The following is a 26,220-nucleotide window of genomic DNA, read 5'->3' on the forward strand; positions in this document are numbered from 1 at the left end:
GCAGCATGGAGGAGAGGATTTTCAATGAAACCAATTACGGCAGCCTTGATCGGAGCCGGACAAAGAGGAGCGGGAGCATACGCTCCCTACGCACTTAGTCATTCAGAGGAAATTAAATTCGTTGCCGTCGCGGACGCGGATCCCGCGCGCCGGGAGCGTTTCGGGCAAGAGCATAACCTTCCGGAGCAAAGCTGTTATTCGAGCTGGGAAGAGCTGCTCGCGGGACCTCGACTCGCGGACGCCATTCTGATCTGCACGCAAGACAAAATGCACTTCGAGCCTACGCTTCAAGCGCTCGAGAAAGGATACCACGTCCTGCTGGAAAAACCGATGTCGCCGGATCCGCTGGAGTGCTTCATCATGGGCGAATATGCCGAGAAGAATAATCGAGTGCTGTCGATCTGCCATGTGCTCCGGTATACGGATTTTTTCGCGGCGATCAAGAAGATCGTTTCAGACGGACGGATCGGCAAGCTCGTCTCGATCCAGCATACCGAGAACGTCGAGCATCGGCACCAAGCGCATAGCTTCGTCAGAGGCAATTGGAGCAACTCCGACGTGTCCAGCCCGATGATTCTGGCGAAAAGCTGCCACGATATGGACATCCTGCAATGGTTGGTCGACGAGGAATGCGCCAAAGTGTCTTCCTTCGGCTCGTTAACCTATTTCCGCGAAGAGAATGCGCCCGAAGGCGCGCCGCTGCGCTGCTTGGACGGTTGTCCCGTACAAGATTCCTGCCCTTATTACGCGCCTAAAATGTACATCGAAAGGGATGACTGGGCCGCGGCAATTCTGCGTTCCATAGTCAGCAACGATACGAGTGACGAATGCGTACTCGAAGCATTGAAGGAGGGACCGTACGGCCGCTGCGTCTTCCATTGCGATAATAATGTGGTCGACCATCAAGTCGTAAACTTGGAGTTTGCCGGCGGCGTAACCGTCGCGTTCACTATGAGTGCCTTCACGTTCGAAGGAGGTCGTTCGGTGAAGCTGATGGGGACGCACGGACAAATTCGGGCGGACATGGAGAAGAATGTCATCGAGGTGACAAGCTTTGTGACCCGAGAGACGGAAACCATTCTGCTGGACACAGAGATCACGGGGCATGGCGGGGGAGACACGAACATTATGCGCGATTTCGTCCGGCTCGTACAAAGCGACGGCAAGGAGAAAGGGCGAACAGGTGCGAAGGAATCCGTGCAAAGCCATCTGATCGCTTTCGCCGCGGAGAAGTCAAGGGTGGAAGGCCGTACGATATCGATGCGCGACTATACCGCGGAGTTGAGAATGCTGGCAGTAACAAAAGCTTGAAGCGACAAGGAGCCCTCTTCCGGAGGGCTCCTTTCTTTAAATTAATCGACTTTGCTTCCGATAATCCGTTGGAGAAACACCGACGGTCTGCCGGAACAGCTTGGTGAAGGCGTGAACCGAGGAAAAACCGTATCGCTCGGCGATGACAGTGACAGAATCGTTCGTACCGCTTAGGTCGTTCCGGGCTTTATTGATGCGGCGATTGTTCCAATACCGCTTCGGGGTAACGCCGGTGTGGGTGCTGAATAACGCGTGGAAGTGGCCGCGGCTCAGTCCGAGCGTCTCTGCCCACAGGTCGATATCGCCGTATTCTCCCCCGGCATTCATGTCCATGTATGCCTTAAGCTTTGCGATACGCGGATCCGTATCGTCGTTCTTGCGCCGGGCGAGCTGATAGAGCTGATGAAGCAGCAGTAGAAAGTGGCCGTTAACGGCAAGGCTCTCCGGGTAATCCTCATGATGGAGCACTTTGTAATCGGTGGATACCGCTTCGAACAGTCCTTTCCAGTAGCCATGCGCGTCCGCCGTGAGGCATTCGGGAATGTCCATGTCCAAGGGCTCGTCAAGCATTTCGGGATCGTGTATCTCAGAACTCAGGCACAGAAGGTCTCCGGTAACCTTTGCCATGGGCTTTGGCCGATACGACCATTCGAAGAACACGCACAGAAACGCAAACGGAGGACTATCCGGATCGACTTCCCAAGTATGCGAAATACCCGGCTTTAATGAAAAAAGCGTGCCGGCCGGCAGCCGGATAAACGTGCCATCCTCGTAAAGCACGCGGGCACTCCCGGACTCGATATAATAAAGGGAAGGGACATAACAGATTCGGTATGCAAACCGAGTTTCCGGCCGTATCGGCACCCGTATGGAGAATCGTACAAAAGGATAAAGAGATGTCATTTCATTCATCCTGTCCTGCATTTATTTGTTATAAATCATACAAACGGATCAATATCATACTTCTAGCTAAAGACGGAGATTCCTCTTTCAGACATAATGAATGCAAGGAAGCGATTTCAGTTCTAGGAGGGCAATTAAGCATGCCGGATACGAATTTCATCCCAACGCAAGAAGATGTTGATTTTTTCAGGGCAAACGGATATTGGATCTCGCCAAAGATAATCGATGATGAGCGATTGGAGAGATTGCGGGACAGAATGGAGCGGGTGTATCAGGGAGAATTCGAAACCGGAACAGCGCCCGATGCCATATGGCGCCGCGAGATAAGTCGCCCCAACTCCCTTCGCAAGACCGATAACGCGAGCTTGGCCGATTTGACGATTCGTGCGCTGGCCCATGACTTGCAGATCGGACAGATTGCCGCAGCTCTGAAAGGAACGAATACGATTCGTTTCTGGGAGGATCAGCTGCTGCTTAAACCGGCGCAATCCAGCGGAAACGCGGCGAACGTCGGCTGGCATCAGGATTATCATTACTGGGGCTGTTTTCAAAACCCGGAAACGATGATCACGGCGTGGGTAGCCTACGATGATGTTGACGAGGAGAACGGCTGCATGCAAATGGTGCCGGGCAGCCACTATTGGGGGATTTTGAACGGAAACGACTTTTACGAGCAAAACATGCAAAAGCAGCTGCAGGATATGGCGCCGGAAGGGCATATCGCTCGAACCGTTCCTATTGTCATGAAAGCAGGCCAAATCAGCTTCCATCACAGTCTGACGATTCACGGAAGCGGGCCTAACGTATCCGACCGTGTACGCCGCTCATCGGCGCTTCATTATCTTACGGAAGAGACGCGCTATCGGGCGGGATTCGCCGATGAATACTCGGAAATCAAGAAATTCATCGCTGCCGGCGGCAAGGACGGAGACATCGTGCAAGGGGATATGTTCCCGGTCGTGTATAGTAAAGCTTAAGATTTGCCCCCGTTACATTCGGGGGCATGTTTTTTGTTTTTCTATAGCTTTAAGTCTATATCTTATGACGTTTTATGTATTATACAGAATTACTTTTACTCCCTATAATTAGTTCCAATCTGAGACTGAAGAGGGGAAGAAACATGAGCATCAAATTATCCCAGAATAGAGTATTCGATGCTCTAAGACAAACTCGCATCTTATTCGTTGATGATAACGAAATTAGTTATAAGAAGGCTGATAGCATCCTAACGGAGATGGAAATGACGATTGATCGCGCGATTAGCGAAGCTGATGCCATAGTAATGTCCCGTAAGAAGCGATATGACGCGATTCTGTGGGATATGGAAATGCCCGCGTTGGACGTAGAGGCGGCAGCTCATCGAGTACGAGAACTGGATAAAGGAAGAAGAGTACCAATTATTGCGATGACAACTAATCCTATAAGAGGAATATATAAACAAATGGAGAATATGGAGATAGATGCTTATCTATCGAAACCGATCGAGCCCGTTAGGCTGCTATGTGTGCTGCGGCGGGGCATCCTAAGCTCAAGCTACAATCAATCGTATCATTCAGACGGGATTTTTGATCTGTAGATGAGTGTTATTGATTGAATACTACTCATGAGGGCAGTTGGTCAGGGTGCTTATTAACTGGTGCATGAATTTGAAGACGGGTGACTTATGCAAAGTGATTTCCGCCAATAACAACAAATACAACGGGGAAATTGCCGTATTTAAAGATGTAGAGTATTATTTTCAATTGCCTTGCTATGTGTTTGAACACGCGAATTCGGAGAAAATTACCGTTTCCAGTGAAGATGGCTTTGAAGTGTTGCCCTACAAAGGCAGTTTGCTGTTCTTGATTGACTTGGCGCTGGAGTTAAAAGACGAGAAGTGGGTTGAGGAATTGGTTTATCAATTAAACTACGAATCGCAACTTTAAAGGCACTGCCCCATGGGGCGGTGTTTTTTTTAATTATGGACACGATAGCTCCCTATTATTTTACAATAGAGGTAAACGCAAATGATTGTCGTATTTTCAGATAAGAAAGTTGAAGTCCAGTCCAGTCCACACCTTCAAGAAGAGGCGGTCATTCCTATGATTCGAATGTTACTTGTAGATGATGATCAATTTGAACGAGATGGCGTTAAATTTCTTATTGATGAATACGGCTTGGATCTGGAAGTTTACGAGGCCGAGAACGGGGAGCAGGCGTTAGCGTTCATAGTCGAGCATCCTGTAGACATCTTGCTTACCGATATAAGGATGGATGAAATGGATGGGCTGCAGCTGGCGGAGAAAGTCCGGGAGTTGAACCTGCCGATTAAAGTGATCTTTCTTAGCGCCTATGGGGAATTCGAGTATGCGCAGAAAGCGATTGATCTTAAAGCAAGTAAGTACATTCTAAAACCGGTGCAGATCAGCGGATTTCTGAAAGAGATTTCTAAGGTGATGCAGCTCTGCGAGGAAGAACGCAGGCAGTCGGAGCATCAAGAACGTATTCTGGAGGTTCAGTCCAATGGAATGCGTTATGAAAGACAACGTTTAATTTCAAATTTGCTTAGGTCGAGCTCTGCCGAAAGCAGAGACTTGTCGCTCATTAAGCTGGATGGAAGCAATCAGCTGCGTATGATTCTGTTGGACTCCAATACTCGAATCTTCGACTTGCCTGAGACGGAAGATTTTGAGAAAAGCCTAGAAGATTTCCTGCCGCCGGCTTATGATGTCGTGCAGCTGAATGAATTTCAATGCTTGGTTTTTATTTCGGCCATCATGGCCGCAGATGAATCGAAGGATCTTCTTGAGATCGGACAGCAAATCAGAAACCATATTAAAGCTCGGTTTAAGCAGGATGTATTTATCATATTTAGCGGAGCGGTGGATGGCTTCGAACAGCTCCGCAGCGAATATAACCAGATGGAATCCATATTGGAAAATAAGTTTTTTCTAGCGCCGGGCAGCATTCAATTTACAAGCCATGCTTCGATTGAACGGGATAACATTATAGAGTTCTCGGACCAGATGCTCGAAGATATGATTGGTCATATCGGTCGTCAGGAGTTTACAGCGCTTAGGATGAAATTCGAACAATTTTTTGAGGCGATGCAGTCTGGCGGACACTTCTCAGCTGTCTACGTAAAATATATTTGTTCGGAGGTTATGAAGAAGATTTATGATCTCGGCACGAAGAAATCCATTGCCGAGTTCCAAGAGAAGCTGGAGCAAATTTATCGGACGCCGCAACTCAATCAATTGAAAGCCATCGTAGGCTCCGTGATCGATCAACAAGAGCAGCAGCATGTCCCTCCTGTAGATAATGTTCGGAAGGTAATCGAAAATATAGTAGGCATTATCGAGCAAGAATATCACACCGATATTGCGCTTGAAGATTTAGCGGAGCGCGTGTTTCTAAACCCGAGTTACCTCAGTCATCTATTTAAAAAGCATAAAGGTGTCAGCATCATCAAATACATGACCGAATATCGTCTCGAAGTGGCAAGGAACCTTATTACAGACACGAATCGGAAAATAATCGATATTAGCCAGCAAATAGGCTATCCCAACTTCCCTTATTTCTGCACGTTATTTAAAAACTATTATGGCGTGACGCCATCCCAATTTAGAGAGAGGTTAGGCTCATGAGCAAGTATATTTACCGCTCATTCAATAAATTGAGGTTTAAGCAGAAACTGTTCATGTCGTACTTGATCGTGATTTTAATTCCGATTTCGATATTAGGGTTCTATTCTTATCATCAAAGCCGGTCGCTGCTTAATGATCAGTCGATGGAAAGCATCAACAAGAACGTAAGCACGATCGCAGACAGTATCAATTATAAGTTTGACCGCTACAATATGATGGTTAACCATATCATGTTCAACAATGTCATTCAGAAGATTCTGGAGAACAAGTATTATGAATTGTCTAATCTCCGGTCGGATTTAATCAACTACTTCAACCCGTATATCAATATGATCATGGCGCTGAATAAAGAGATCGAACAAATTACGATCTATTCGGGAAACAAGATTCCGGAGTATGGCAACTATATCAGCTCGATTGAGAGGGTCAAAGATAAAGCTTGGTATCCGAAGGTGATGGAGCAGTCGAAGCCCCTATGGCAGCTGGAAAATAAGAGCTTGTACGTCGTCTCCAAATTCAATCAATTCGCCAATCATAATCAGGACAGTGTCGTGTACATGAAGGTGGCCAGTCAGGATCTGCAAGAGAATTTAAAAGATTTAACGAACGATTTTGGCGTATTGATTACGGACTCTGAGGAAAACGTACTATTCTACGACTATCATTCCATCTCGGATAAGGAAATAAGTACCGCGTCGATTCTCAAACAATCCGAGGAAATCGTGGATATCGACGGCATGAAGATGATCATGATCAAGAAGAAAATACCGCAAATGGAGTGGGTTCTGCATGTATTCGTACCGGTAGAGACGGTGACGAAGAAAGCAAATTCAATTCTAAATGCGACGCTAATTGTCATTCTTATTTGTCTAATCCTGCTTTTGTTTATTATCTCGATCTTCTCGAATACGCTGATTAAGCGAATTCTGGTCCTGAATGGATTGATGAAACGAGTAGAGATGGGGGATTTGGAGGTCACGGTGAAGAATAACTACGGCGACGAAATCGGCGAGCTGACGAATCGGTTTGGCCTTATGCTGCGCCAGATTCGAGAGCTCATTCAGGAGGCCTATAATAATAAGCTGATTCAGAAGGAAGCGGAATTGAAGGCGCTGCAGTACCAGATGAATCCCCATTTCTTATATAACACGCTGTCGTTCATCAATTGGAAGGCGATTCGGAGCAAATCGCACGAGATCAGCCATATGGTGACCACACTCTCTACGTTCTATCGAACGGCACTTAACAAAGGCGATAAGCTCATTTCCATACGCGATGAAATCACCAATATCAAGTCGTACATCGAAATCCTGCAGGTCATGTACAACTATCGGTTCGACGTTCAATACGACATTGACGAAGATGTGCATGTCTTCGAGACAATCAATTTAATCTTGCAGCCATTGGCGGAGAATGCCATTATGCATGGCCTGAATAAGAGGAAATCGACCGCTGGGGGATTGCTGCAGGTTAGCGCAAGGCTGGGGAGCGGGGTTATTGAATTGACCGTTACCGATAATGGTCAGGGGATGACGGAGGCGAAGAAGGAGCAGGTGCTTTCCGTTCAGTCCGGCGGCTATGGGCTTAGAAATGTGAATGATCGGCTGAAGATGTTCTTCGGAGCAGAATATGGATTGTCTATTGCGAGCACTGAAGGATATGGCACAACGATGAAGGTGACGATTCCGATGTATCGAAGCGAGGAGCCCAAATTGTTGGCCTAGCTTCAAGCGGCCTGTTCTCTATGGAGAGCAGGTTTTTTTATGTGGAAAAAGAAGTTCCCCAAAAATAGTGAAGCATTTCAAAGATATTTGAAAATTACCGATTTCTAACCTGATGGTATAGTTAAACCATCCAATGAAAGCGTTTCATGAGAGCGGAGAGGAGGCAGGTAGTGAACGATACCGTAGCAGCGATCACAAGGGCGGAAGCCATGGAGACCGAGAAGAAAACCAAACGCACGAGCAGGTTCAGAGGATACGGCGGATTATTGCTCATGATGATTCCGGGGATGCTGTATTTTTTAATCTTTCATTACTTACCCATGTACGGCGTGATTCTGGCTTTTAAAGATTTTAAAATGCTCGAAGGGATTCTGAATAGCCCATGGGTCGGTTTTAAACACTTTGACAAGGCATTTTCGGATTCGAACTTTTACAAGGTTCTCAAAAATACATTGATCATTAGCGTCTATAAATTGGTGTTTGGTTTCCCGGTGCCTATCGTATTCGCGTTACTAGTCAATGAGATTCGAAGTGCAAGGTTCAAGAAAATCGTACAAACCATCTCGTACTTGCCGCACTTTATCTCTTGGGTTGTATTGTCGGGGATTTTCATTATGATATTCTCCCTGGATGGCCCGATCAATTTAATAATGAAGCTGCTGGGCATGGACCCTGTGCTCTTCATGGCAGACGTCTCCTACTTCCGTACCATACTCGTTATCACTTCCATCTTCCAAGGCTTCGGATGGGGCTCCATCATTTACTTTGCTGCCATCTCAGGTATCGATCCGCAGCTCTATGAAGCCGCCATCATGGACGGAGCGGGCAGATTGAAGAGAATGATCTATATCACGATTCCTATGCTGATCCCGGTCATCTCGATTCTTCTCATCCTATCGATGGCAGGCATTCTGGATGCGGGCTTTGACCAAATCTTCAATATGTACAACGCGAAAGTATACGGAGTTGCCGACATTATTGACACCTTCGTCTATCGCAAAGGATTAATTGACATGAATTACAGCTACTCTACGGCCGTCGGACTGTTCAAATCGGTTGTGGCGCTTATCCTCATCGTGAGCGTGAACTGGATCGTGAAGATGATTGGGGGCAAGGAGCACACGTTATGGTAAAACTGGCCAAGAAGCGGGAGTCCTTCGGCGATCAAGTGTTCAATGTCTCTTTGTACGTAATCATGGTTATCCTCATGCTCGTCACGTTATACCCTTTCTGGAGCCAAGTCGTTCTATCCTTTGAGGCCGGTTCAGCGGCGTACTCCACAGGATTTCTATTAATCCCTTCCAAATTCACATTCGAAAGCTACAAGCTGGCTTTAGAGTACAAGATGCTGTGGATTGGCTATGGGAATACCATTCTCCGGACGGTGACCGCTGTCATCCTTAGTATTACGGTTACATCGCTGACTGCGTATCCGTTATCGAAGAAAGGGCTTCCCTTCAATCAGGGTTTTACGTTAATCATCTTATTCACCATGCTGTTTGGCGGCGGCTTGATTCCGAATTATTTGCTGATCAAGAATCTGGGCTTGTATGACAGCATGTGGGCACTTATTCTGCCGGGCACGGTTAGCGCCTTCAATGTTCTTATCATGAGGAACTTCTTCCGATCCATTCCAGAGAGCTTGGAAGAATCTGCGAAGGTTGACGGCGCAGGCCATTTCCGTATCTTTAGCACGATTATACTGCCATTATCCACGCCGGTGCTTGCTACGGTTGCACTGTGGGTAGGGGTTGCGCACTGGAACGCTTGGTTCGACGGCATGATCTACATCTCTGATCCGAACAAGCAAGTGCTGCAGGTCATTCTCAGACGAATCATCGTGGAGAACAATGTGACCGACCTCAATGCATTATTGCTTAAAATGCAAAACAAAACCTCATTTACCGGTCGCCAGCTGCAAGCGACGATGATTATGTTCTCGATCATTCCGATGTTGATTGTGTATCCGTTTGTTCAGAAGTACTTCGCAAAAGGGATTATGATCGGCGCTATAAAAGGCTAAGGGCGGATCCCCCTCAAGCCTTCCTATAGAAGACAAAATCATGAAAGGGCGGTCTAAATATGAATCAGAAACAAAAACGTATGATGACAGCTGTTTTCTGTGCAGCATTCTCCGTTTCGATGCTTGCAGGCTGCGGCAGCAATGCCAACAATACATCTTCCGGCTCGAACGGAGATACGAACACATCGGCAGGAGCTACTACGAATACAACGAACAATGCTTCAAATAATGCCACGACAACACCTTCGGATGAGAAGATGAAATTGATGTTCTGGTCCTTCTATGCGGATAAGAACAATCTAAATGGATTTGCAATGAACACGCTTCGCGAGAAATTCAATATCGACGCCGACTTCTATACCACAACGGGCGAGGCGTATAAAGAAAAGCTGCAGCTCATGCTCGCTTCCGGCGAAGTGCCGGATTGGTGGAAAATGAACTGGTGGGAGGATTACGACAAATTCGTCGATCAAGGCGTAGGTGCGGAAATTCCCGAAGAGCTGCTCAATGATTATGCGCCGCACTACGTCGCTTGGCTGAAGAAAAATGCCGGCGAAGGCGATCCGTTCCGCTATGTCCGCCGCAATGGAAAGATTTATTCCATGCAGGATATGTGGACGCTTGGCTCCAAATACAAGGTGCTTGGATTCCGCGAGGATTGGCTGAATAAAGTGGGGATTACGAAGGCGCCTGAAACGCTGGATGAAATGGAAGCGGCACTTACGAAATTCCGCAATGATGATCCGGACGGCAACGGCAAGAAGGATACTTATGGAATTACAGGCACAGCGGAGAATGTGAATTCCATATTCTCTTCTGTATTCGGAGCATTTGGCGTATATCCCGGCGCATTCGTGGAGGAAAACGGAAAAGTCGTACGCGGAGAAATCAGTCCGAAAGCGAAAGATGCCCTTACATTACTCAACAGCTGGTACAAGAAAGAATTGATTGATCCGGAGTTTATCGTCAATAAATCAAGCAACGTAGACGATAAAGTGGTTTCCCAGAAGGTTGGAGCGGTTGAGAACGCATGGTGGGCATTCATTCCGAAGGATGCTTTCTACGAAGGTCTCTACTATGAGAAGATTCGCGAAACGAATCCGGATGCAAAGTGGTCCGTCATCGGAGGCCCTAAAGGACCGGACGGAGCATTCGGCATAACGCAGGATAATCCGTTCAACGCGCCCGGCATTCAATTCGGGAAGCAATTAGAGAAAGACCAACCGAAGCTGATCAAATACTTGCAAGTGTTCGATGATACGATTTCGAATATCGATACGTGGGAGAAAACGAACTACGGGGAGAAGGGGAAGACATTCCAAGTTACCGCAGACGGTTCTTATGAATTCCTAGCTCCTTACGATAAAGAAGACGAACAGATCAAGTTCGGCGTAGGTCCTTATTATTCGATTCCAAGATCATTTAACGACTATGATATGCAAGCCCCTTTCATGACGAAGAAAGCGCTGCTGCCGATTCGCCAAGAAGCTGAGAGTAAGGGTACAGGGAAATACGACATTCTGCAGCCGCTGCAGAAGCCGGTTTACAATGAGTTCGTTGAACCGTTGAAACAACTGACGATCCAGAACTTTATCGATTTCATTACCGGAAAACGCCCAATTGGCGAATTCGACAAATTCGTTGAGGAGTGGAACGCAGCGGGTGGTAAACAGGTCATGGAAGAAGCGCAGCAGAAGTTCGATGAAATGAAGTAATTGATAGCGTTGTGGATGCGGATAGTCATGTGCTGAGTAGGCCATCATTATCCGCATTTTCTTTTACTGCCTATTGGGAAGGACTAAAAGGAGGATCATATGTCGTCTCTCATTTACTCGGTTCATGAATTAGTTGCTAGACTGCTGCCAAAGCACGCCGATCAGTTTGTATTCGAGGAGATCGCACAGGAGAACGGGGCAGACGTATTTGAAATTGAGAGCGTGGATGGGAAAGTCAGACTCCGGGGCTCCGGCGTTACAAGCATCAGCTCCGCATTTCACTGGTATTTAAAATATACGTGTCAATGCCATGTTTCTTGGTCCGGCGATCAATTGGAGCTGTCGGAACGACTGCCGCAAGTGGGGGAACTGATCAGACAAACAACGCCGTACGCCTACCGGTATCACTTGAATTTCTGTACGTTCAGTTACAGTATGGCCTGGTGGACTTGGGAGCGTTGGGAGCGGGAAATCGATTGGATGGCGCTTCACGGCATCAATATGCCGCTTGCGATGACTGGCCAAGAAGCCGTGTGGATGAATGTTGGCTTGCGACTTGGCTTAACGGCCGAACAAATGCTGGACTATTTGCCGGGGCCAGCTTACTTGGCATGGCATTACATGGGGAATGTGGATGGCATGGCGGGACCCCTTCCGCAGAGCTGGATCGAAGGCCAGCAGAAGCTGCAGCTGCAAATCCTTAAGCGCCAGCGCGAGCTCGGGATGACGCCGGTGCTGGCCGGATTCTATGGCCATGTCCCGGCAGCTCTGCGAAGTCTCTATCCGGAGGCGAACATCACGCAGCTGGATGCCTGGTTCGGCATGCCGGGCATTCATTTCTTGGATCCAAGCGATCCCGTATTCGCACAAATTGCCCGGGTGTTCTATGAAGAGCAGGAGAAGCTTTATGGGACGGACCATCTCTATGCCATGGATTTGTTCCATGAAGGAAGCTCGCCGGATTCTTCATCGTCTTATATGGCTCAAGCAGCGCTCGAAGTATGCAACGCTATGATTGCTAACGATGCTGAGGCCGTTTGGGTGATGCAGAGCTGGTCGATGTCGGAGCCTATCGTAGACGCACTGCCGGATCAGCGTGTCATTCTGCTGGATTTATATGCGGAGAAACATCCGAGATGGAAGAAGACGGAGGCGTTCTACGGCAAGCCATGGATTTGGTGCATGCTGCATAATTTCGGAGGTCGAAATGGCATGCATGGGGATTTGAACGCCATGGCGAACGGAATCGCAGATGCACAGCATTCGGTAGACAAAGGACGTTTGTGTGGGATCGGATTTGCCCCTGAAGCCATTGAAGAGAATCCGGTGTTCTACGATTTAGTGAGCGAAATGGTATGGCGGACAGAGGCACCGGACATGGAGGAATGGACGGCGCAGTATGTTCGGCGCAGATACGGCGCGCATTCAGATGCAGCCGTGGAAGCCTGGAAGCTTCTTCGGCTATCGGTTTATTCGGAAAACGCGAATCCTGAAGCGCTGCTGTGCGCGCGTCCAAAGCTTGAGCTTGATCGCGTTTGTAACGGTACGATTGTTCCGTTTTACAACATGGACATATTGTTTGCCGCTTGGGAGCTGCTAGTAGCCTGTGGGGATGAACTCGGTGTGTCTAAGAACTACCAATATGACCTGATTAATGTAGGGCGTGAAGTGATGTCACATCAGTCACACCACATCTACCTGCGATGGGTCGAAGCCTTTAAGGCAGGGGATTGCAGCACGTTCTATGAACAAGGAGCAAACATGCAGGAGCTGATTTCGGATCTTGATAAGCTGGTAGGGACGAACCGATATTTCTTAACTGGCCCTTGGCTTGCTCAAGCTGCCGCCTGGGGTCATACAGACGAGGAGAAGGCGCTTTACGCGTTCAACGCGCGGACGCAAATTTCAACTTGGTGGCCTGAAGTGAATTTCGACGATTACGCACATAAGCAGTGGGCGGGTATGCTGTCGGGGTTTTACTTGGAGCGCTGGAAGCGATTCGCCGCAAGCTTGGAAGAGGTCTTGCATCAGCCTGATCGCTTCAATGAAGCGGAATTCGATCACGAGATACGTCGATGGGAGATCGAATGGATGAATCGAACCGATAATGAGTTTGCTTGCGAACCGTCAGGAGACCCCGTTGCCGTATCAAGGACGATGATTACGAAGCATAAAGAGATGGTGAATCAAGCACGTGTTCACTCGGAGGTGTGAGAAGTGACTACGACCGCCAGTAATGATAAGCTCCAGAAGATGATGGAGACGTACCCGGATTCGGAATTTGTGCTGTTCGTTGCAGCACGGGAGCATCCCATTCTGACCTGGAAGGATGTTCCGGAGCAAATGGGAAGCAGCTCTTTTCAAGAATCGTTTACGGCAGAGGCGCGTCCGGGGGAGTTTTACACGCTGCAACTGGTTGTCGCTGCGATAGGCGCACGCTTGGACGTTGTAGAGGTCCGCTTCAACGATTTGATTTCAGACCGGCAGGAAGCAATAACGGCAGAAGCCATGACTTGCTTCCATACGGAAGGCGCCGATTACGTAGGACGGCCCTTTCATAAGCAGGTTTCTGTAGCCGAAGGCGCGGTTCAATCCTTGTGGGTCGGCGTGATGATTCCTATACAGGCCGCTGATGGAATTTATACCGGCGAATGGACGGTTAGCGCTGGATCCGAAGTGAAGCGGATTCAGCTTTCTCTTCACGTATCCGGGCTGCCGCTTGAGGATGGCGGGGATGGAGAGCTGTGGAAGCTTTCTCGTCTGCGCCATTTGAATTCTCAAATCGCATTGGATGACGAGGTCACAGCTCCGTTTGTCCCCGTAAGCGTAGAAGGACAAACCGTTTCCATGTTAGGAAGGAAAATAACCTTGAACGATCAAGGCATGCCGGAGTCGATCGTAAGCTATTTCTCTCCTTCCGTAACTGAAGTGTTGGAGCACGGGCGGGAGGTGCTTGCATCCCCGGTAAAGCTTGCAGTCTTTGCTGATGGCCATGAGCTTGCTTGGGAGAGCCGCGGCTGTAAGTTTGCGAGCTATACGGACAGCCGCATCGAATGGAACGCCGCCAGCGATAACGGTCGGTTCGAAATGAACATGGCGGGAGCGCTTGAATGTGATGGTATGGTGCATTTCCGCGTAACGCTGAAGGCGAGGACGGCAGGCGCTGTCGAGGATATCCGACTTGAAGTGCCTTTTCCGGCTGATGTCGCCCGTTATTCAATGGGCATGGGGCACAAGGGAGGAACCAGGCCGGAGACAATCGAGTGGAAATGGGATGCGTCACTGAACCAGGATTCCATATGGATCGGTGACGTGAATGCAGGACTCCGATGCTTGCTCAAAGACCGGGATTACGTGAAGCCGTTCGTCAACATTTATTATCGCCATCGTCCCCTGCAAATTCCCGCTAGCTGGGGGAATGAGGGAAAAGGAGGAGCAAAAGTTCATAGCGCTGGAGAAGCCGTAATCCTGCATGCTTACTCCGGGGAGCGCGTCGTAGAAGCAGGGCAAGAGCTGCACTTCGACTTCGATCTCTTGCTTACGCCGCTTAAACCGATTGCCATCCAAGAGCATTGGAACCGCCGCTTCTATCATAGACCGCCGGAAACAGCCGACGTCGCTGCCATGCAAGACGAAGCTGCTGCCAGTGGCGCAAACGTCATTAACATCCATCACGGGACGGATCTTCACCCTTACATCAACTATCCGTTCTTTGAAACGGAAGCGCTAGCGGGGTTTATCGGCAATGCCCACGAGAAGGATATTCGCGTAAATGTGTACTACACGGTACGCGAGATGACGGATCGGATGAAGGAGATGAAGGCGCTCCGCAGCTTGGGCGAAGAACTGTTTCCGGCCCCGAACGGCTCAGCTGAAAGCATTCTTTGGCAAGGCGATGCGGCGGCAGGGGTTCGTAAGCATCTGGGCGACGATGTCATTCCGGCTTGGAAGCAGACCCTTATCACGCCAAAGTATGCCGGCGAAATAGACGCAGCGATTATTTCAGACGGGACCTCGCGAATGGTCAACTATTATCTTGAAGGCTTGCAGTGGTTGATCGAGCATGTCGGCATTGACGGCATTTATATTGATGACGTTGCCTACGATCGAACAACGATTAGAAGAGCGCGCAAGCTGTTGGATCGTGCCAAATCGAATGCGACCATTGATTTTCACACCTGGAATCATATGAATGACCTGGCCGGTTACTGCAATAATTTGAACATGTACATGGAGCTGCTGCCGTATATCGATAGTCTGTGGATTGGCGAGGCTTTCGAGTATGACCAAGAAAGCGCAGATTACTGGCTGATCGAGATTAGCGGTATTCCATTCGGGCTAATGGGGGATATGCTGCAAGGCGGCGGCAATCCGTGGAGAGGCATGGTCTATGGGATGACCAACCGTCTGGGCTGGCATGGCCAAACGCCTGAATTCCTCTGGCAGCTGTGGGATGAATTTGGCATGGAGCAAGCCAGCATGCTGGGGTACTGGCACCGGGAAAACCCCGTTCGCACGGGATCTGAAGAAGTACTGGCGACCGTGTACCGCAAAGAAGATCGATTGCTTATTGCAATTGCGAGCTGGGCGAAGGAAAAGGTGAACATCTCTCTCGCTGTGTCATGGGACCAATTAGGCTGGGATCCGAATCGCGCGAAGTTGACCATACCGGCTATTCCACATCTTCAGGTGACAGATGAAAGAGCGGCATTAACCGATTTGCAAGTGGAGCCGGGAAAAGGAAAGCTAATCGTCCTTAGTAAAGAATAATCGGCGGCTTAAAATGAAGCCTCCAATCCTCGTCATGAGGGATGGAGGCTTTTTGCCATTTGTAATCGCATAAGCATTCCAATTTCTGGGCAGGTTATGGGAAGTTATCTTCAAGCATGAGGAAGGAGGGCGCAGCATGCAGTTAAGTCCATTTACAGAGTCGACCGATCGTTACTTCAATCAAGTTTTGACTTCGAGCGATGATTATAAAGTGAAGAAAATGTCGATCGAGCAAATCCACTACAGCATGTTTTATTTGGATACGATGATCGATCCTGATCTTATTCAAGATCATGTCATTCGGCCCATTCTGATCAATCCGAACGAATGGATTCCGGAAGTCGTTTCCGTGATCAATATTACAGCGACGGAAGATTTGCAGGAAGCAGCGGAAGCCATCATTACAGGGAAATCCGTCATCCAGAGGGAAGGCGAGAAGAAGCTTTATATCCTGGGCACGGATCTGAAGAAAGAACGCTCGGTTAACATCCCCATCAATGAACGGGTCCTTCGAGGGTCCAATGAAGCCTTTATTGAAAATCTGGATACCAATATCAATTTGCTTCGCAAGCAAATTATTTCAACCGATCTCGTAGTCAAATACTATACCCTTGGACGGATTTCGAAAACGAAAGTAGCGGTTGTCTATATTAAATCCATTATTAAGCCGGAAATCCCTGCCGAATTAGACCGACGCTTGCAAAGTATCGACATCGATTATGTAGAAGCGCCGGGATTCATTCAAGAGCTCATACAGGAGAAGCGATTATCCGTTTTCCCTCAGTTGCTGACAACCGAGCGTCCGGATCGAACGCGGTCGTATCTGATGGAAGGCAAAATTGTCATTCTTGCTGCCGGGTCACCGGATGCTACACTTCTGCCGGTTTCGTTCTGGGCCTTCTTCCAATCGCCGGATGACTATCAAATGAGCTGGTATCTCGGGAGCTTCTTTCGTTTGCTGCGTTTGGTCTGTTTCATTATTGCCATCGGTTTGCCGGGGGTTTATGTTGCTGTCGTTAATTTTCATCCGAACTTACTCCCTCTTCACTTCGCATTAACGCTCCAAAGCTCGCTAACCGTTGTTACACTGCCACCGCTCCTTGAAGCATTGTCGATGATGCTGCTGCTGGAGATATTAAGAGAAGCTACGATTCGGCTGGCAAGTCCAATCGCACAAACGAGCGGTCTTGTAGGGGGTATCGTTATAGGGACGGCGGTTGTTCAATCCAACTTAGTGTCGAATACGGTGGTTATTGTCGCTGCTTTTACCGGGCTGGCATCTTTTATCATGTCATCGTATGAGATGAGCAATACCGTTCGTATTTTAAGCTACCCTGCGCTGTTTATTGCGGATATATTTGGACTTGCCGGCCTCATGTTCTTCTTTCTGTGCCTCAACATTCATTTGAGCCGAATGAACACGATGGGCTTTCCTTACTATTATTCGACCCTGTTCACGAAAGCTGTCAAGGATACGCTGATTAGAGCGCCTATAGGGGATTTGGGCACAAGGCCAACGGAAGCGGCGCCAACCAATAAAACGAGGATTCGGAAGCCAAGGGGCTGGAAAAAGTGACGAAGGAAGAAACCATTTCCAGAAGTCAGCTGCTCACGCTGATTGTCATGACACAGATCGGAATAAGTGCGCTCTCTTTAACGCATGCTTTGGCAGAAGTCTCAGGCAGTGATTCCTGGATTGCTGCTCTACTGGCAGGAGTAACGATTCAAGCTGGCATCGTACTGATCTGGTGGTTAGGTAAACGATACCCGGCGCGCCATTTCTTCTGCAATATCCATAGCATAGTAGGCAAGCCGATTGGAAGTGTGCTCAACGTACTGTACGGGTGTTTCTACATCCTAACCAGTCTTGTTATTACGATATCGTATACAGATATTCTGTGCCGTTGGGTTTTGCTTCGTACGCCATGGTGGCTGGTACTCCTTATGTTGTTCCTTATTTGCAGTTATGCGGCCACATCTTCACTTCGGAGAATAGCGAATGTCAGTCAAGCCTTCACGATTATCCTGGTGATCTGTTATCTGATGATCTGTTTTGGTGGTTCTCGACATTGGGATATTCGTAATCTGCTGCCGATCCTGTCAGGGGGAAGCTATCCCATACTAAAGGGAATGGTAGTCGCCTATTCCGCTTATTTTGGCTACGACCTGCTGCTCTATGCCTATCCGTATGTAGAATCACGGAGCAGCAAGAAGATCTTGCTTACGATGACGTATGCAAATGCACTTTCAATCCTTTTCTACGTAACCGTAAGTCTTGTAAGCACGCTAAGCTTCTCCAATTCACAGTTGGTATTTATACCCGAGCCGATCGTTTTTATTCTCAAGCAATACCAAACGAAGGTGCTCCAAAGTTTAGATTTACTATTCATAATTATGTACATCAGTATCACCTCCGTAACGATCATCGTCTATTTGTTCATGGCAGCGAAAGCGTTTCTCCATGTCAACGGAACAAGTAAAGGTAAACACACGGTTTGGGTATGGATAGCTACCGGTATTGGTTATAGTGCTGGCTGCTATGTTTGGGAGAAGCAGTGGATCAAGCAAACGACGCAAATGCTTCATCAATTGTGTTTTGTGTTTATGGTGATCATTCCGTTCCTTCTGTTATGTATTTCCGCCATGAGAGGCAGACGCCAATGAAGAAACTTCTAATCATTGTAGTGGTACTATCTCTGCTGACAGGTTGCTGGGATAAAACGTCGCTTGATCAATTACTAATGGTAGATGTCATCGGCCTAGATAAGGACAAGGATTCAAAGCAGCTAAAAGAAAGTCTCCTGGTGTCCAGGCTGCTTGACGCGCATCAAGGCGGGGGCAAGCCATCGACGGTTCTAATTTCAGCTAGCGGTAACAGCCTTTATGAAACCTATCTTCGGGGAAGTCTTTCTATTCCAGGTATTCTCGTTGCCGTGCAGTGCCGGTTGTATTTGCTTAGCAAGGAGATGGCAAAGAACAAGCCAATGGAGGCGCTTAGCGTTCTGGGGCGATTCCCGGAATCTCCGCTCATCGCCCATATTGTGGTCTATGACGGAGACTTGCCCAAACTGCTTGCCAAGAAGAAAATCAAGGAGGAAACCGTTAATAATTTCTTGGTTGATCTCGTGGTAGGGGAAGGGAAGATAAACAATATTCCCGACGACACGCTCATCCGTTATATTTTGGGCGGAGATGCATTTTTGAATGATTTTATGCTACCGCTTCTCGCTCCTAAAGGGGATGGGGTTGAGGTTGTAGGGGGTTCCTTGTTTAGCGATGGAAACTACACCGGACAAGATTTATCCATGATGGGAACGAAGCTTGCCCTCTTGATGAAAGGTTCTAAAGGAGCAGGCCAGCAGGTTTATGGCCAGCAGCATCAAACTGAATATACCTTCATCGTTCAAAAAGCAAAGAGGAAGGTCCTCATGCACAGCAAAGGCAATCAGCTTCAGGGTATAACCATTCCGGTACATCTCGACGTCAAACTCATGGAATCCGGTCCCAAGTCGGCGAGGCCAATGTCATCATCCGAGGTCAATAAGCTGGAACAAGAAATAGCCGCGGATTTGACCAGCCAGGCACGCAAGGCCATCGTCGATATGCAAAAGGTGAACTGTGATTACATGCAGCTGGGGCAGGAGCTGCACGCCTATCATCCGAAGTTGTGGAAACCAATGAATTGGCGTAAGGATTATCCCCGAATGACCATACAACCGAAATTTAGCGTCCGGGTGTTGAACACGGGTGTTATCGTCCCTTAACAAACAAAAGATATCACGGGTTAAGAAAGGTGGATCGTGGATGGAATTGTATCTTCAGCTGGCCATCGTCATATTAGCGACTAAACTCGCCGGTGATCTCTCGGTTCGGCTTGGGCAGCCATCCGTGCTAGGGAAACTGGTTATCGGGGTCATCCTTGGTCCAGCGGTATTAGGCTGGGTTCAAAGCACGGAGGTCATTGAAGCCTTCAGTCATATCGGCGTGCTGCTGCTGATGTTTTTTGCCGGACTTGAAACGGATATTAAAGACTTGAACGATAACCGAAACGCTTCCGCTGCTGTTGCAATAGGCGGGATCTTATTACCGCTGCTTGGCGGTTACCTTGCTGGAATCGTAATGGGGATGGAAACCAGTGAAGCCGTCTTCATCGGGCTATTGCTTTCGGCAACATCAGTCAGCATCTCGGTTCAAACCTTTAAAGAGCTTGGGTGGCTAAAAAGCAAAGAAAGTACCACGGTTTTAGGTGCAGCCTTAGTCGATGACATCGTTGTTGTGCTCACGCTAGCGGTTATGATGAGTCTATTAACGGCAAGCGATGTGAGCCTTACCCTGGTCATTGGCAAAAAAGTTGTGTTTTTTATCTTGATTGGACTCCTGGGGTGGAAAGTCGTTCCGTTCACGATGCGAAAGCTCTCGCAGCTTAACGTAACAGAATCGGTGATGAGTACTGCGCTGGTACTTTGCCTTTTCTTTGCTTATATTGCTGAATACCTTGGCGTTGCCGGTATTATCGGATCATTTGCGGCGGGTATCGCGATTTCCCAAACGAAGTTTAAGAAAGAAGTCGAGACAAGACTAGAGCCGATTGCGTATACGATCTTTGTGCCTGTCTTTTTTGTGAGTATCGGACTAGCCGTGACATTCGCCGGGTTATCGAAGCAAATCCTCTTCATCATTGCTTTGTCGGTTCTGGCTGTTCTAACAAAGCTGATCGGTTCGGGGCTGGGCGCGAAATTAACGGGATTTAATATGCGTTCTTCATTGATAATCGGCGCAGGGATGGTCTCTCGCGGCGAAGTCGCCTTAATTATAGCGACGATAGGTTTAAATACGGGCTTGTTGCTGCAGCAGTATTTTACATCCATTATTATTGTTGTTATCGTTTCAACGATAGTGACGCCTCCGCTGCTGAAAATATTGCTGCCCAAGGCTCCTCTTCAGTAAGCGTCCATAAAGAAGACCTTGGGGTTTTGCGATCCTCAAGGTTTTTTCGCGATTGATGGGGTCATGCGCTGCCATGTTTTTATTCACGTGATTTTTACTTACCTGCGAAAGGGTATTTCGACGTGCATATCGAATGAACAAGGGGTAGGTAAATATTAACAATGGGCGTGAAGGTGAAATGAATATGGCGAACAGCATTCTGTTTAAAATATTGCTCCCTGTTCTGCTTGGGATTATTTCGTTTTCATCCATCTATTTAGAACGGACGGATTACCCTCTCTTCATGATTGCCGCGGGCATTGCCGTGTTTCTATCCATTAACCTCATGCGGAATTCGACCAAGCAAATCTATATTCAAATTGCATGCTTAATTGTTTTTCATTGGTTGAGCGAGCTGAATTGGTGCTTGACTCTCTATGTGATCGAACTCATCCGACTTCTGACCCGCAGTGAAACGATGAAACGCAGTTATTACCACGCCCTTCTGTTGATGGGTTTGTACAGTCTGGTGCGCTACACGTATTCGGAAATCAATGATTACTCTCTGCTAGTTACGTTATCGGACATTGCAAGCGCATTAGTCCTTGTGGCCATGATTTGGATCATAAAAACCAAACAAAAGGAAAAAGAGGACCTGCTGAAAAAGAACGATGAGCTGTTGAAAAGGGATGTTCTTACCGGACTGCTTAATTACCATGAATTTCGCAATGAATTAAACCGGATGAAAGAGCGCGGCGAATATTGTTTGATTATTATGAACTGTCAGGACTTGCGAGTCGTCAACATCCAGCATGGGTTTGAGAAAGCCAACAATGGGCTGAAGGAAATCGCCGGTCAGTTAACCGTGCATTTCGGCTCCTCGAGTGTATCCCGTTACGGCGGGAGCGAATTCGCCATTGCGATGGCGTTTACCGATCGACAAGCTGCTGAAGATTATGTGAAGCATGTCATCGAAACCATAATCGAACATTCCTCCCATTTAGATATCATCTACGCTTATGCGTTTTCAAACGGACGCTCGACGAATGAAACGATAGAGGATGTAGAAGATCAGCTGTTTCTTCAAAAGAAAGAAGTTTGGTTGAAAAGAGACGAGCACTTCTTCCGTTCGGACAAGTTAAAGGTGATTGGCGAGCTGGCGGCGGGAATGGCACACGAAATCCGCAACCCGCTGACAACGATAAAAGGGTTTCTGCAGCTGGCCTATCAGCACGGCTATAAGGATATCGATAAATACCACCCGATGATCATGGACGAAATTACGAGGGTTAGCGAGCTGACGTCCGAGTTCCTGCAATTCTCGAAACCCAATCTCACGCAGATGAAAACGGAATCGATCCGCTCCTGCATGGAAAGGGCCCTCTCGATCATGGGCACGGAAATCGAAAGAGAAGGACATGATCTCAAGGTCGAGTATCCCGAACATCCCTTATATGTGGTGATAGACAAAGACAAAATCGTGCAGGTACTCGTTAATTTGTTTAAAAACGCGATTGATGCGATGGAGGATATCGGGGTAATCGGCGTTAAGATTTACGGAAGAGAGAACGGCGTATTCATCGAATTGTCCGACACGGGAAAAGGGATGTCCGCAGATACAAGAGCAAAGCTGTTCGAACCATTCTATACGACCAAAGCGCACGGGACAGGACTTGGTTTGTCCATCTCGCATAAGATTGTCCAAGATCATGGCGGACGAATGGAAGTGGCGGAGACTAGTGCGGCGGGGACGGTATTTGTCATCATGCTGCCTGCTGCGGCTTTAATAGAAAACGAATATTCGATCAAACCATTATGATAGAGGAGATGTATCCTATATGGCGATACCCGTTCCGTCACCGCGAGTGGCGAAGTTCGAGAAGCAGGCGTTCGGCATGTTTATTCATTGGGGGCTCTATTCCCAGCTCGGTCAAGGGGAATGGGTGCAGCATTTGCGGAAAATTCCGATGGACGAATACGCGGCATTGAAAGATACGTTTACCGCCGGCGATTTCGATGCGCGGCAGATTGCGAAGACAGCCAAGCGGGCCGGCATGAATTATATCGTATTGACAACGAGGCATCATGACGGATTCTCGCTGTACGACACGCGCGGATTATCGGATTATGATGCTCCTCACAGCGCTGCGAAGAGGGACCTGATCGCAGAATTTGTTCAGGGCTGCAGGCAAGAGGGGATTACGCCATTCTTCTACCATACCACGCTGGATTGGTACCAGCCGAGCTTTAATGACGATTTTGATTCATACCTGGAATACTTGCTTGCATCCGTTGAAGTATTGTGTACGCATTACGGACCGATTGGCGGCTTCTGGTTTGACGGGAATTGGAGTAAGCCGGACGCGGATTGGAAGCTCGACGAATTGTACGGAACGATCCGCCGATTGCAGCCGGAAGCGATGATTATCAACAATACCGGATTGGATCTTCGCGGAGAGATCGGACATCCGGAGGTAGACAGCGTTACCTTTGAGCAGGGACGGCCGGAACCGATGAACCGCGAAGGCATGAGCAAGTACGTCTCCGCCGAGATGTGCCAAACCATTAACGGCCATTGGGGCTTCGGACGCCAAGACTTCTCTAATAAATCAACAGGGGAGCTTATCGCTAATCTGCTTGCCTGCCGCAAGGTAGGCGCGAATTATTTGCTCAATGTCGGACCTCAAGCCGGCGGAAGCATATCGAAGCTTCAGGAAGCTACGCTTGAGGTTATCGGAGATTGGATATCTATGCATGGCAACCTCGTCTACGAAGGAAAGCCGGGCCTCATTAAAGGGCAAGGGCATGACTTTGCGCTGGAAACGGATGATGGGACGACCTATCTGTTCGTACATGATTTAACGATTGACGGCCATGCGAACGTGACAACCACCGTCGGTGGAACCGGACCGAGAGTATTTACGAACGTCACCGGCCAGGTTTCGGCCGTACGTTGGCTCGATAATGGTGAAGAGCTGGCTTTCACGCATGATGCGGTTTCCGGTCTGTTATGTTTTCATGCAACAGGCTATCCGTATGGAGATAACGTTGTTGTGCGGGTAGCGGTAATTTCTTGATAAGCAAGAACATGAGCATGAGCAGAATGCTTGATGACAAGTTCATTGCAATCATTCCTAGGTTGTGACAATCTTCAATAAACTATGTGCACGAGTTGGCCGCCGTCTATTATATGGCGGCTTTTTTGCGCTTCCGAAACATCCTTTGTTCGATTTAGTTTGTAACCATCAAAAATAATTTAAATGGTTACTTGCCATCCCTTCGGCAACATGATATAGTACGTTTTGTAACTTGTTAAAACAATTTAACTGGTTACAAAAAAACTCAATTAAAAGGAGATTATATAGATGACACAACAACAAGCTAAGAACGCCATTCGCCCGTTTTACGTGAATATCCCGGAAGAGGAACTTATCGATTTGCGCAATCGCATCAACGCGACAAGATGGCCAGAGAAGGAAACGGTCTCCGATCAATCGCAAGGCACGCCGCTCGCGACGATGCAAGAACTTGCTCGCTATTGGGCTAACGAATACGATTGGCGCAAAATCGAGTCGAAGTTAAACGCGGTCCCTAACTTCATTACCGAAATCGACGGTCTGGACATTCACTTCATTCATGTTCGTTCGAAGCATGAGAACGCGATGCCGATTATCATTGCGCACGGATGGCCGGGTTCGATCATCGAGCAAATGAAGCTTATCGAACCGCTTACTAACCCGACGGCGCATGGCGGCAACGCAGCGGATGCTTTCCATGTCGTGATTCCATCGATGCCGGGCTATGGTTTCTCGGGCAAACCGACCACGACCGGCTGGGATCCCAAGCGTATCGCAAGCGCTTATGGAGAGTTGATGACTCGCCTTGGCTATGAGAAGTATGTAGCGCAAGGCGGAGATTGGGGTGCGGTCGTCGTCGACATGATGGGCGTTCAGGAACCTAAAGGCTTACTTGCTCTGCATACCAACATGCCCGGCGTGATTCCTGCCGACGCGGATGCGGCCATCTGGACCGGTAATCCGCTGCCAGCCGGTCTCTCGGACGAAGAGAAGAGAACGATCGAGCAAGTTTGCGAAAATAAATTCTATTATGCCTTCATAATGGGAACCCGCCCGCAGACACTGACGGGACTTGCGGATTCGCCTGTCGGTTTGGCAGCCTTTATGCTTGATCACGACTGGAAGAGCCTTGCCTTAATCGCGAGATCGATCGACGGAATTCAAGAAGGTCTGACGCGTGACGACGTTCTCGACAATATCACGCTCTTCTGGCTGACGAACACGGCGATTTCTGCGGCTCGTCTCTATGCGGAGAACGGTAAAGCCGGTATCTCCTTCTTCGGTGTCAAAGGCGTCAAACTCCCGGTTGCCGTAAGCGTCTTTCCGGATGAGCTCTATGAAGCACCGAAGAGTTGGACGGAGAAGGCCTACCCGAACCTGATCCATTACAACAAAATGCCTAAAGGCGGGCACTTTGCGGCCTGGGAGCAGCCGGAGCTGTTCACTTCGGAGCTTCGCACGGCATTCAAGTCATTGCGTTAATCGATCATTTTGAATTTCTTAACAGACTAATACTGGAGGGATACGAATGAGTGATATGAGGATGGAACATGATAATCGGAATGCCCCTTTAGAAACCGAAACCGCAATTTTTGCAGGTGGCTGCTTCTGGCACATGGAGGATGCTTTTCAGAAACTTGACGGCGTCTCGACCGTGTATGCCGGGTATACGGGCGGCTTAATGAAGGATCCGACGTATCAGCAAGTTGTCTCTCATGCAACGGACCATCTCGAAGCGGTCGAGGTACATTATAATCCGGATGAGATTACGTATAACGAGTTGCTGGAACATTTCTGGAAGAACGCCAACCCTGCGGAATCCGCCATTTTCTATACGAGCGATGAACAAAGGGAACTGGCTGAACTTTCCCGAAAGTACATTGATAAACGTATTGGCAAAGTAACGAAAATTGCCGCTGCGACCACGTTCTACAAAGCGGAGGAAGAACATCAGGACTATTACCAAAAGAACGGTTTCGCTTGTTTAGTGAACAAAGTCTGGCGGTTGGGGAAATAACAATCAGCTCGGCCACAATCGAGAAACAGCAGTCGTAAGTCGACTGCTGTTTTTTTGCGTCATGTCACACATGGAGGTGTTCAATCGTTATATCCGTGTAACACCGAGTAAGAAGGAGAGCGAGCCTC

General features: G+C 48.3%; 20 protein-coding genes. 19 read left to right on the forward strand and 1 reads right to left on the reverse strand.

All coding sequences use genetic code 11. The annotated features are described in order from the left end of the window. Window positions 1–24 precede the first annotated feature (24 nt). Entirely contained in the window at window positions 25–1,311 is a 1,287-nt protein-coding gene (locus tag BM412_RS00370) for a Gfo/Idh/MocA family protein (protein ID WP_091212341.1), read from the forward strand. A gap of 36 nt (window positions 1,312–1,347) precedes the next feature. Here BM412_RS00370 and BM412_RS00375 read toward each other — a convergent pair whose 3' ends face one another. Continuing rightward, window positions 1,348–2,214, reverse strand: a complete 867-nt coding sequence (locus BM412_RS00375) for an AraC family transcriptional regulator (RefSeq protein ID WP_177245583.1) — start codon at window positions 2,212–2,214, stop codon at window positions 1,348–1,350. Window positions 2,215–2,354: 140 nt separating this feature from the next. Here BM412_RS00375 and BM412_RS00380 point away from each other — a divergent pair, with 140 nt between their 5' ends. The 18 genes from BM412_RS00380 (at window position 2,355) to msrA (ending at window position 26,092) form a co-directional block, all read left to right on the forward strand. After that, the gene (locus BM412_RS00380; protein ID WP_177245584.1) at window positions 2,355–3,191 is read left to right on the forward strand and encodes a phytanoyl-CoA dioxygenase family protein; all 837 of its coding nucleotides are present in this window, start codon (window positions 2,355–2,357) and stop codon (window positions 3,189–3,191) included. Window positions 3,192–3,334: 143 nt separating this feature from the next. Then, complete coding sequence (locus BM412_RS00385) at window positions 3,335–3,790, forward strand: response regulator (protein ID WP_177245585.1); 456 nt, start codon at window positions 3,335–3,337, stop codon at window positions 3,788–3,790. Window positions 3,791–3,854: 64 nt separating this feature from the next. Next, window positions 3,855–4,139 (forward strand): hypothetical protein, encoded by a 285-nt coding sequence (locus tag BM412_RS00390; RefSeq protein ID WP_091212352.1) that lies wholly within the window; start codon window positions 3,855–3,857, stop codon window positions 4,137–4,139. Between the two features lie 156 nt (window positions 4,140–4,295). Next, the gene (locus tag BM412_RS00395) at window positions 4,296–5,840 is read left to right on the forward strand and encodes a response regulator transcription factor (RefSeq protein WP_177245586.1); all 1,545 of its coding nucleotides are present in this window, start codon (window positions 4,296–4,298) and stop codon (window positions 5,838–5,840) included. After that, window positions 5,837–7,564: a sensor histidine kinase gene (locus tag BM412_RS00400; protein WP_091212358.1), complete on the forward strand. Its 1,728-nt coding sequence runs from the start codon at window positions 5,837–5,839 to the stop codon at window positions 7,562–7,564. The genes BM412_RS00395 and BM412_RS00400 overlap by 4 nt, the downstream gene beginning before the upstream one ends. Window positions 7,565–7,734: 170 nt before the next feature. Then, on the forward strand, window positions 7,735–8,697 hold the full coding sequence (locus BM412_RS00405; protein ID WP_256256048.1) for an ABC transporter permease: 963 nt from the start codon (window positions 7,735–7,737) through the stop codon (window positions 8,695–8,697). Next, window positions 8,691–9,587, forward strand: a complete 897-nt coding sequence (locus BM412_RS00410) for a carbohydrate ABC transporter permease (RefSeq protein ID WP_091212360.1) — start codon at window positions 8,691–8,693, stop codon at window positions 9,585–9,587. Before BM412_RS00405 ends, BM412_RS00410 begins: the two co-directional genes overlap by 7 nt. Before the next feature lie 59 nt (window positions 9,588–9,646). Further along, window positions 9,647–11,302 (forward strand): type 2 periplasmic-binding domain-containing protein, encoded by a 1,656-nt coding sequence (locus tag BM412_RS00415; RefSeq protein WP_091212364.1) that lies wholly within the window; start codon window positions 9,647–9,649, stop codon window positions 11,300–11,302. A gap of 99 nt (window positions 11,303–11,401) precedes the next feature. Next, the gene (locus tag BM412_RS00420) at window positions 11,402–13,516 is read left to right on the forward strand and encodes an alpha-N-acetylglucosaminidase (RefSeq protein WP_091212367.1); all 2,115 of its coding nucleotides are present in this window, start codon (window positions 11,402–11,404) and stop codon (window positions 13,514–13,516) included. 3 nt (window positions 13,517–13,519) lie between these two features. Then, complete coding sequence (locus BM412_RS00425) at window positions 13,520–16,072, forward strand: glycoside hydrolase domain-containing protein (RefSeq protein ID WP_091212369.1); 2,553 nt, start codon at window positions 13,520–13,522, stop codon at window positions 16,070–16,072. 136 nt (window positions 16,073–16,208) lie between these two features. Then, window positions 16,209–17,648: a spore germination protein gene (locus tag BM412_RS00430; protein ID WP_091212372.1), complete on the forward strand. Its 1,440-nt coding sequence runs from the start codon at window positions 16,209–16,211 to the stop codon at window positions 17,646–17,648. Beyond that, window positions 17,645–18,736, forward strand: a complete 1,092-nt coding sequence (locus tag BM412_RS00435; RefSeq protein WP_091212374.1) for a GerAB/ArcD/ProY family transporter — start codon at window positions 17,645–17,647, stop codon at window positions 18,734–18,736. Before BM412_RS00430 ends, BM412_RS00435 begins: the two co-directional genes overlap by 4 nt. Further along, complete coding sequence (locus BM412_RS00440; RefSeq protein ID WP_177245587.1) at window positions 18,733–19,836, forward strand: Ger(x)C family spore germination protein; 1,104 nt, start codon at window positions 18,733–18,735, stop codon at window positions 19,834–19,836. Before BM412_RS00435 ends, BM412_RS00440 begins: the two co-directional genes overlap by 4 nt. Before the next feature lie 40 nt (window positions 19,837–19,876). Continuing rightward, on the forward strand, window positions 19,877–21,019 hold the full coding sequence (locus BM412_RS00445) for a cation:proton antiporter (RefSeq protein ID WP_091212379.1): 1,143 nt from the start codon (window positions 19,877–19,879) through the stop codon (window positions 21,017–21,019). Window positions 21,020–21,203: 184 nt separating this feature from the next. Then, window positions 21,204–22,817: an ATP-binding protein gene (locus tag BM412_RS00450; RefSeq protein ID WP_177245588.1), complete on the forward strand. Its 1,614-nt coding sequence runs from the start codon at window positions 21,204–21,206 to the stop codon at window positions 22,815–22,817. 19 nt (window positions 22,818–22,836) lie between these two features. Next, window positions 22,837–24,075: an alpha-L-fucosidase gene (locus BM412_RS00455; RefSeq protein WP_091212384.1), complete on the forward strand. Its 1,239-nt coding sequence runs from the start codon at window positions 22,837–22,839 to the stop codon at window positions 24,073–24,075. Between the two features lie 288 nt (window positions 24,076–24,363). Continuing rightward, window positions 24,364–25,557, forward strand: a complete 1,194-nt coding sequence (locus tag BM412_RS00460; RefSeq protein WP_091212387.1) for an epoxide hydrolase family protein — start codon at window positions 24,364–24,366, stop codon at window positions 25,555–25,557. A gap of 46 nt (window positions 25,558–25,603) precedes the next feature. Beyond that, complete coding sequence (gene msrA / locus BM412_RS00465; RefSeq protein WP_218163113.1) at window positions 25,604–26,092, forward strand: peptide-methionine (S)-S-oxide reductase MsrA; 489 nt, start codon at window positions 25,604–25,606, stop codon at window positions 26,090–26,092. Window positions 26,093–26,220: the final 128 nt, after the last annotated feature.

This window comes from Paenibacillus sp. BC26 (assembly GCF_900116125.1).
GTDB lineage: Bacteria > Bacillota > Bacilli > Paenibacillales > Paenibacillaceae > Paenibacillus_Z > Paenibacillus_Z lignilyticus.

Coding starts and splice junctions, on each gene's coding strand:
- BM412_RS00400 (WP_091212358.1), top strand. CDS start 5,837: ATGAGCAAGTATATTTACCGCTCATTCAATAAATTGAGGTTTAAGCAG.
- BM412_RS00380 (WP_177245584.1), top strand. CDS start 2,355: ATGCCGGATACGAATTTCATCCCAACGCAAGAAGATGTTGATTTTTTC.
- BM412_RS00450 (WP_177245588.1), top strand. CDS start 21,204: ATGGCGAACAGCATTCTGTTTAAAATATTGCTCCCTGTTCTGCTTGGG.
- BM412_RS00410 (WP_091212360.1), top strand. CDS start 8,691: ATGGTAAAACTGGCCAAGAAGCGGGAGTCCTTCGGCGATCAAGTGTTC.
- BM412_RS00390 (WP_091212352.1), top strand. CDS start 3,855: ATGAATTTGAAGACGGGTGACTTATGCAAAGTGATTTCCGCCAATAAC.
- BM412_RS00395 (WP_177245586.1), top strand. CDS start 4,296: ATGATTCGAATGTTACTTGTAGATGATGATCAATTTGAACGAGATGGC.
- BM412_RS00440 (WP_177245587.1), top strand. CDS start 18,733: ATGAAGAAACTTCTAATCATTGTAGTGGTACTATCTCTGCTGACAGGT.
- BM412_RS00385 (WP_177245585.1), top strand. CDS start 3,335: ATGAGCATCAAATTATCCCAGAATAGAGTATTCGATGCTCTAAGACAA.
- BM412_RS00445 (WP_091212379.1), top strand. CDS start 19,877: ATGGAATTGTATCTTCAGCTGGCCATCGTCATATTAGCGACTAAACTC.
- BM412_RS00375 (WP_177245583.1), bottom strand. CDS start 2,214: ATGACATCTCTTTATCCTTTTGTACGATTCTCCATACGGGTGCCGATA.
- BM412_RS00420 (WP_091212367.1), top strand. CDS start 11,402: ATGTCGTCTCTCATTTACTCGGTTCATGAATTAGTTGCTAGACTGCTG.
- BM412_RS00455 (WP_091212384.1), top strand. CDS start 22,837: ATGGCGATACCCGTTCCGTCACCGCGAGTGGCGAAGTTCGAGAAGCAG.
- BM412_RS00415 (WP_091212364.1), top strand. CDS start 9,647: ATGAATCAGAAACAAAAACGTATGATGACAGCTGTTTTCTGTGCAGCA.
- msrA (WP_218163113.1), top strand. CDS start 25,604: ATGAGTGATATGAGGATGGAACATGATAATCGGAATGCCCCTTTAGAA.
- BM412_RS00460 (WP_091212387.1), top strand. CDS start 24,364: ATGACACAACAACAAGCTAAGAACGCCATTCGCCCGTTTTACGTGAAT.
- BM412_RS00430 (WP_091212372.1), top strand. CDS start 16,209: ATGCAGTTAAGTCCATTTACAGAGTCGACCGATCGTTACTTCAATCAA.
- BM412_RS00370 (WP_091212341.1), top strand. CDS start 25: ATGAAACCAATTACGGCAGCCTTGATCGGAGCCGGACAAAGAGGAGCG.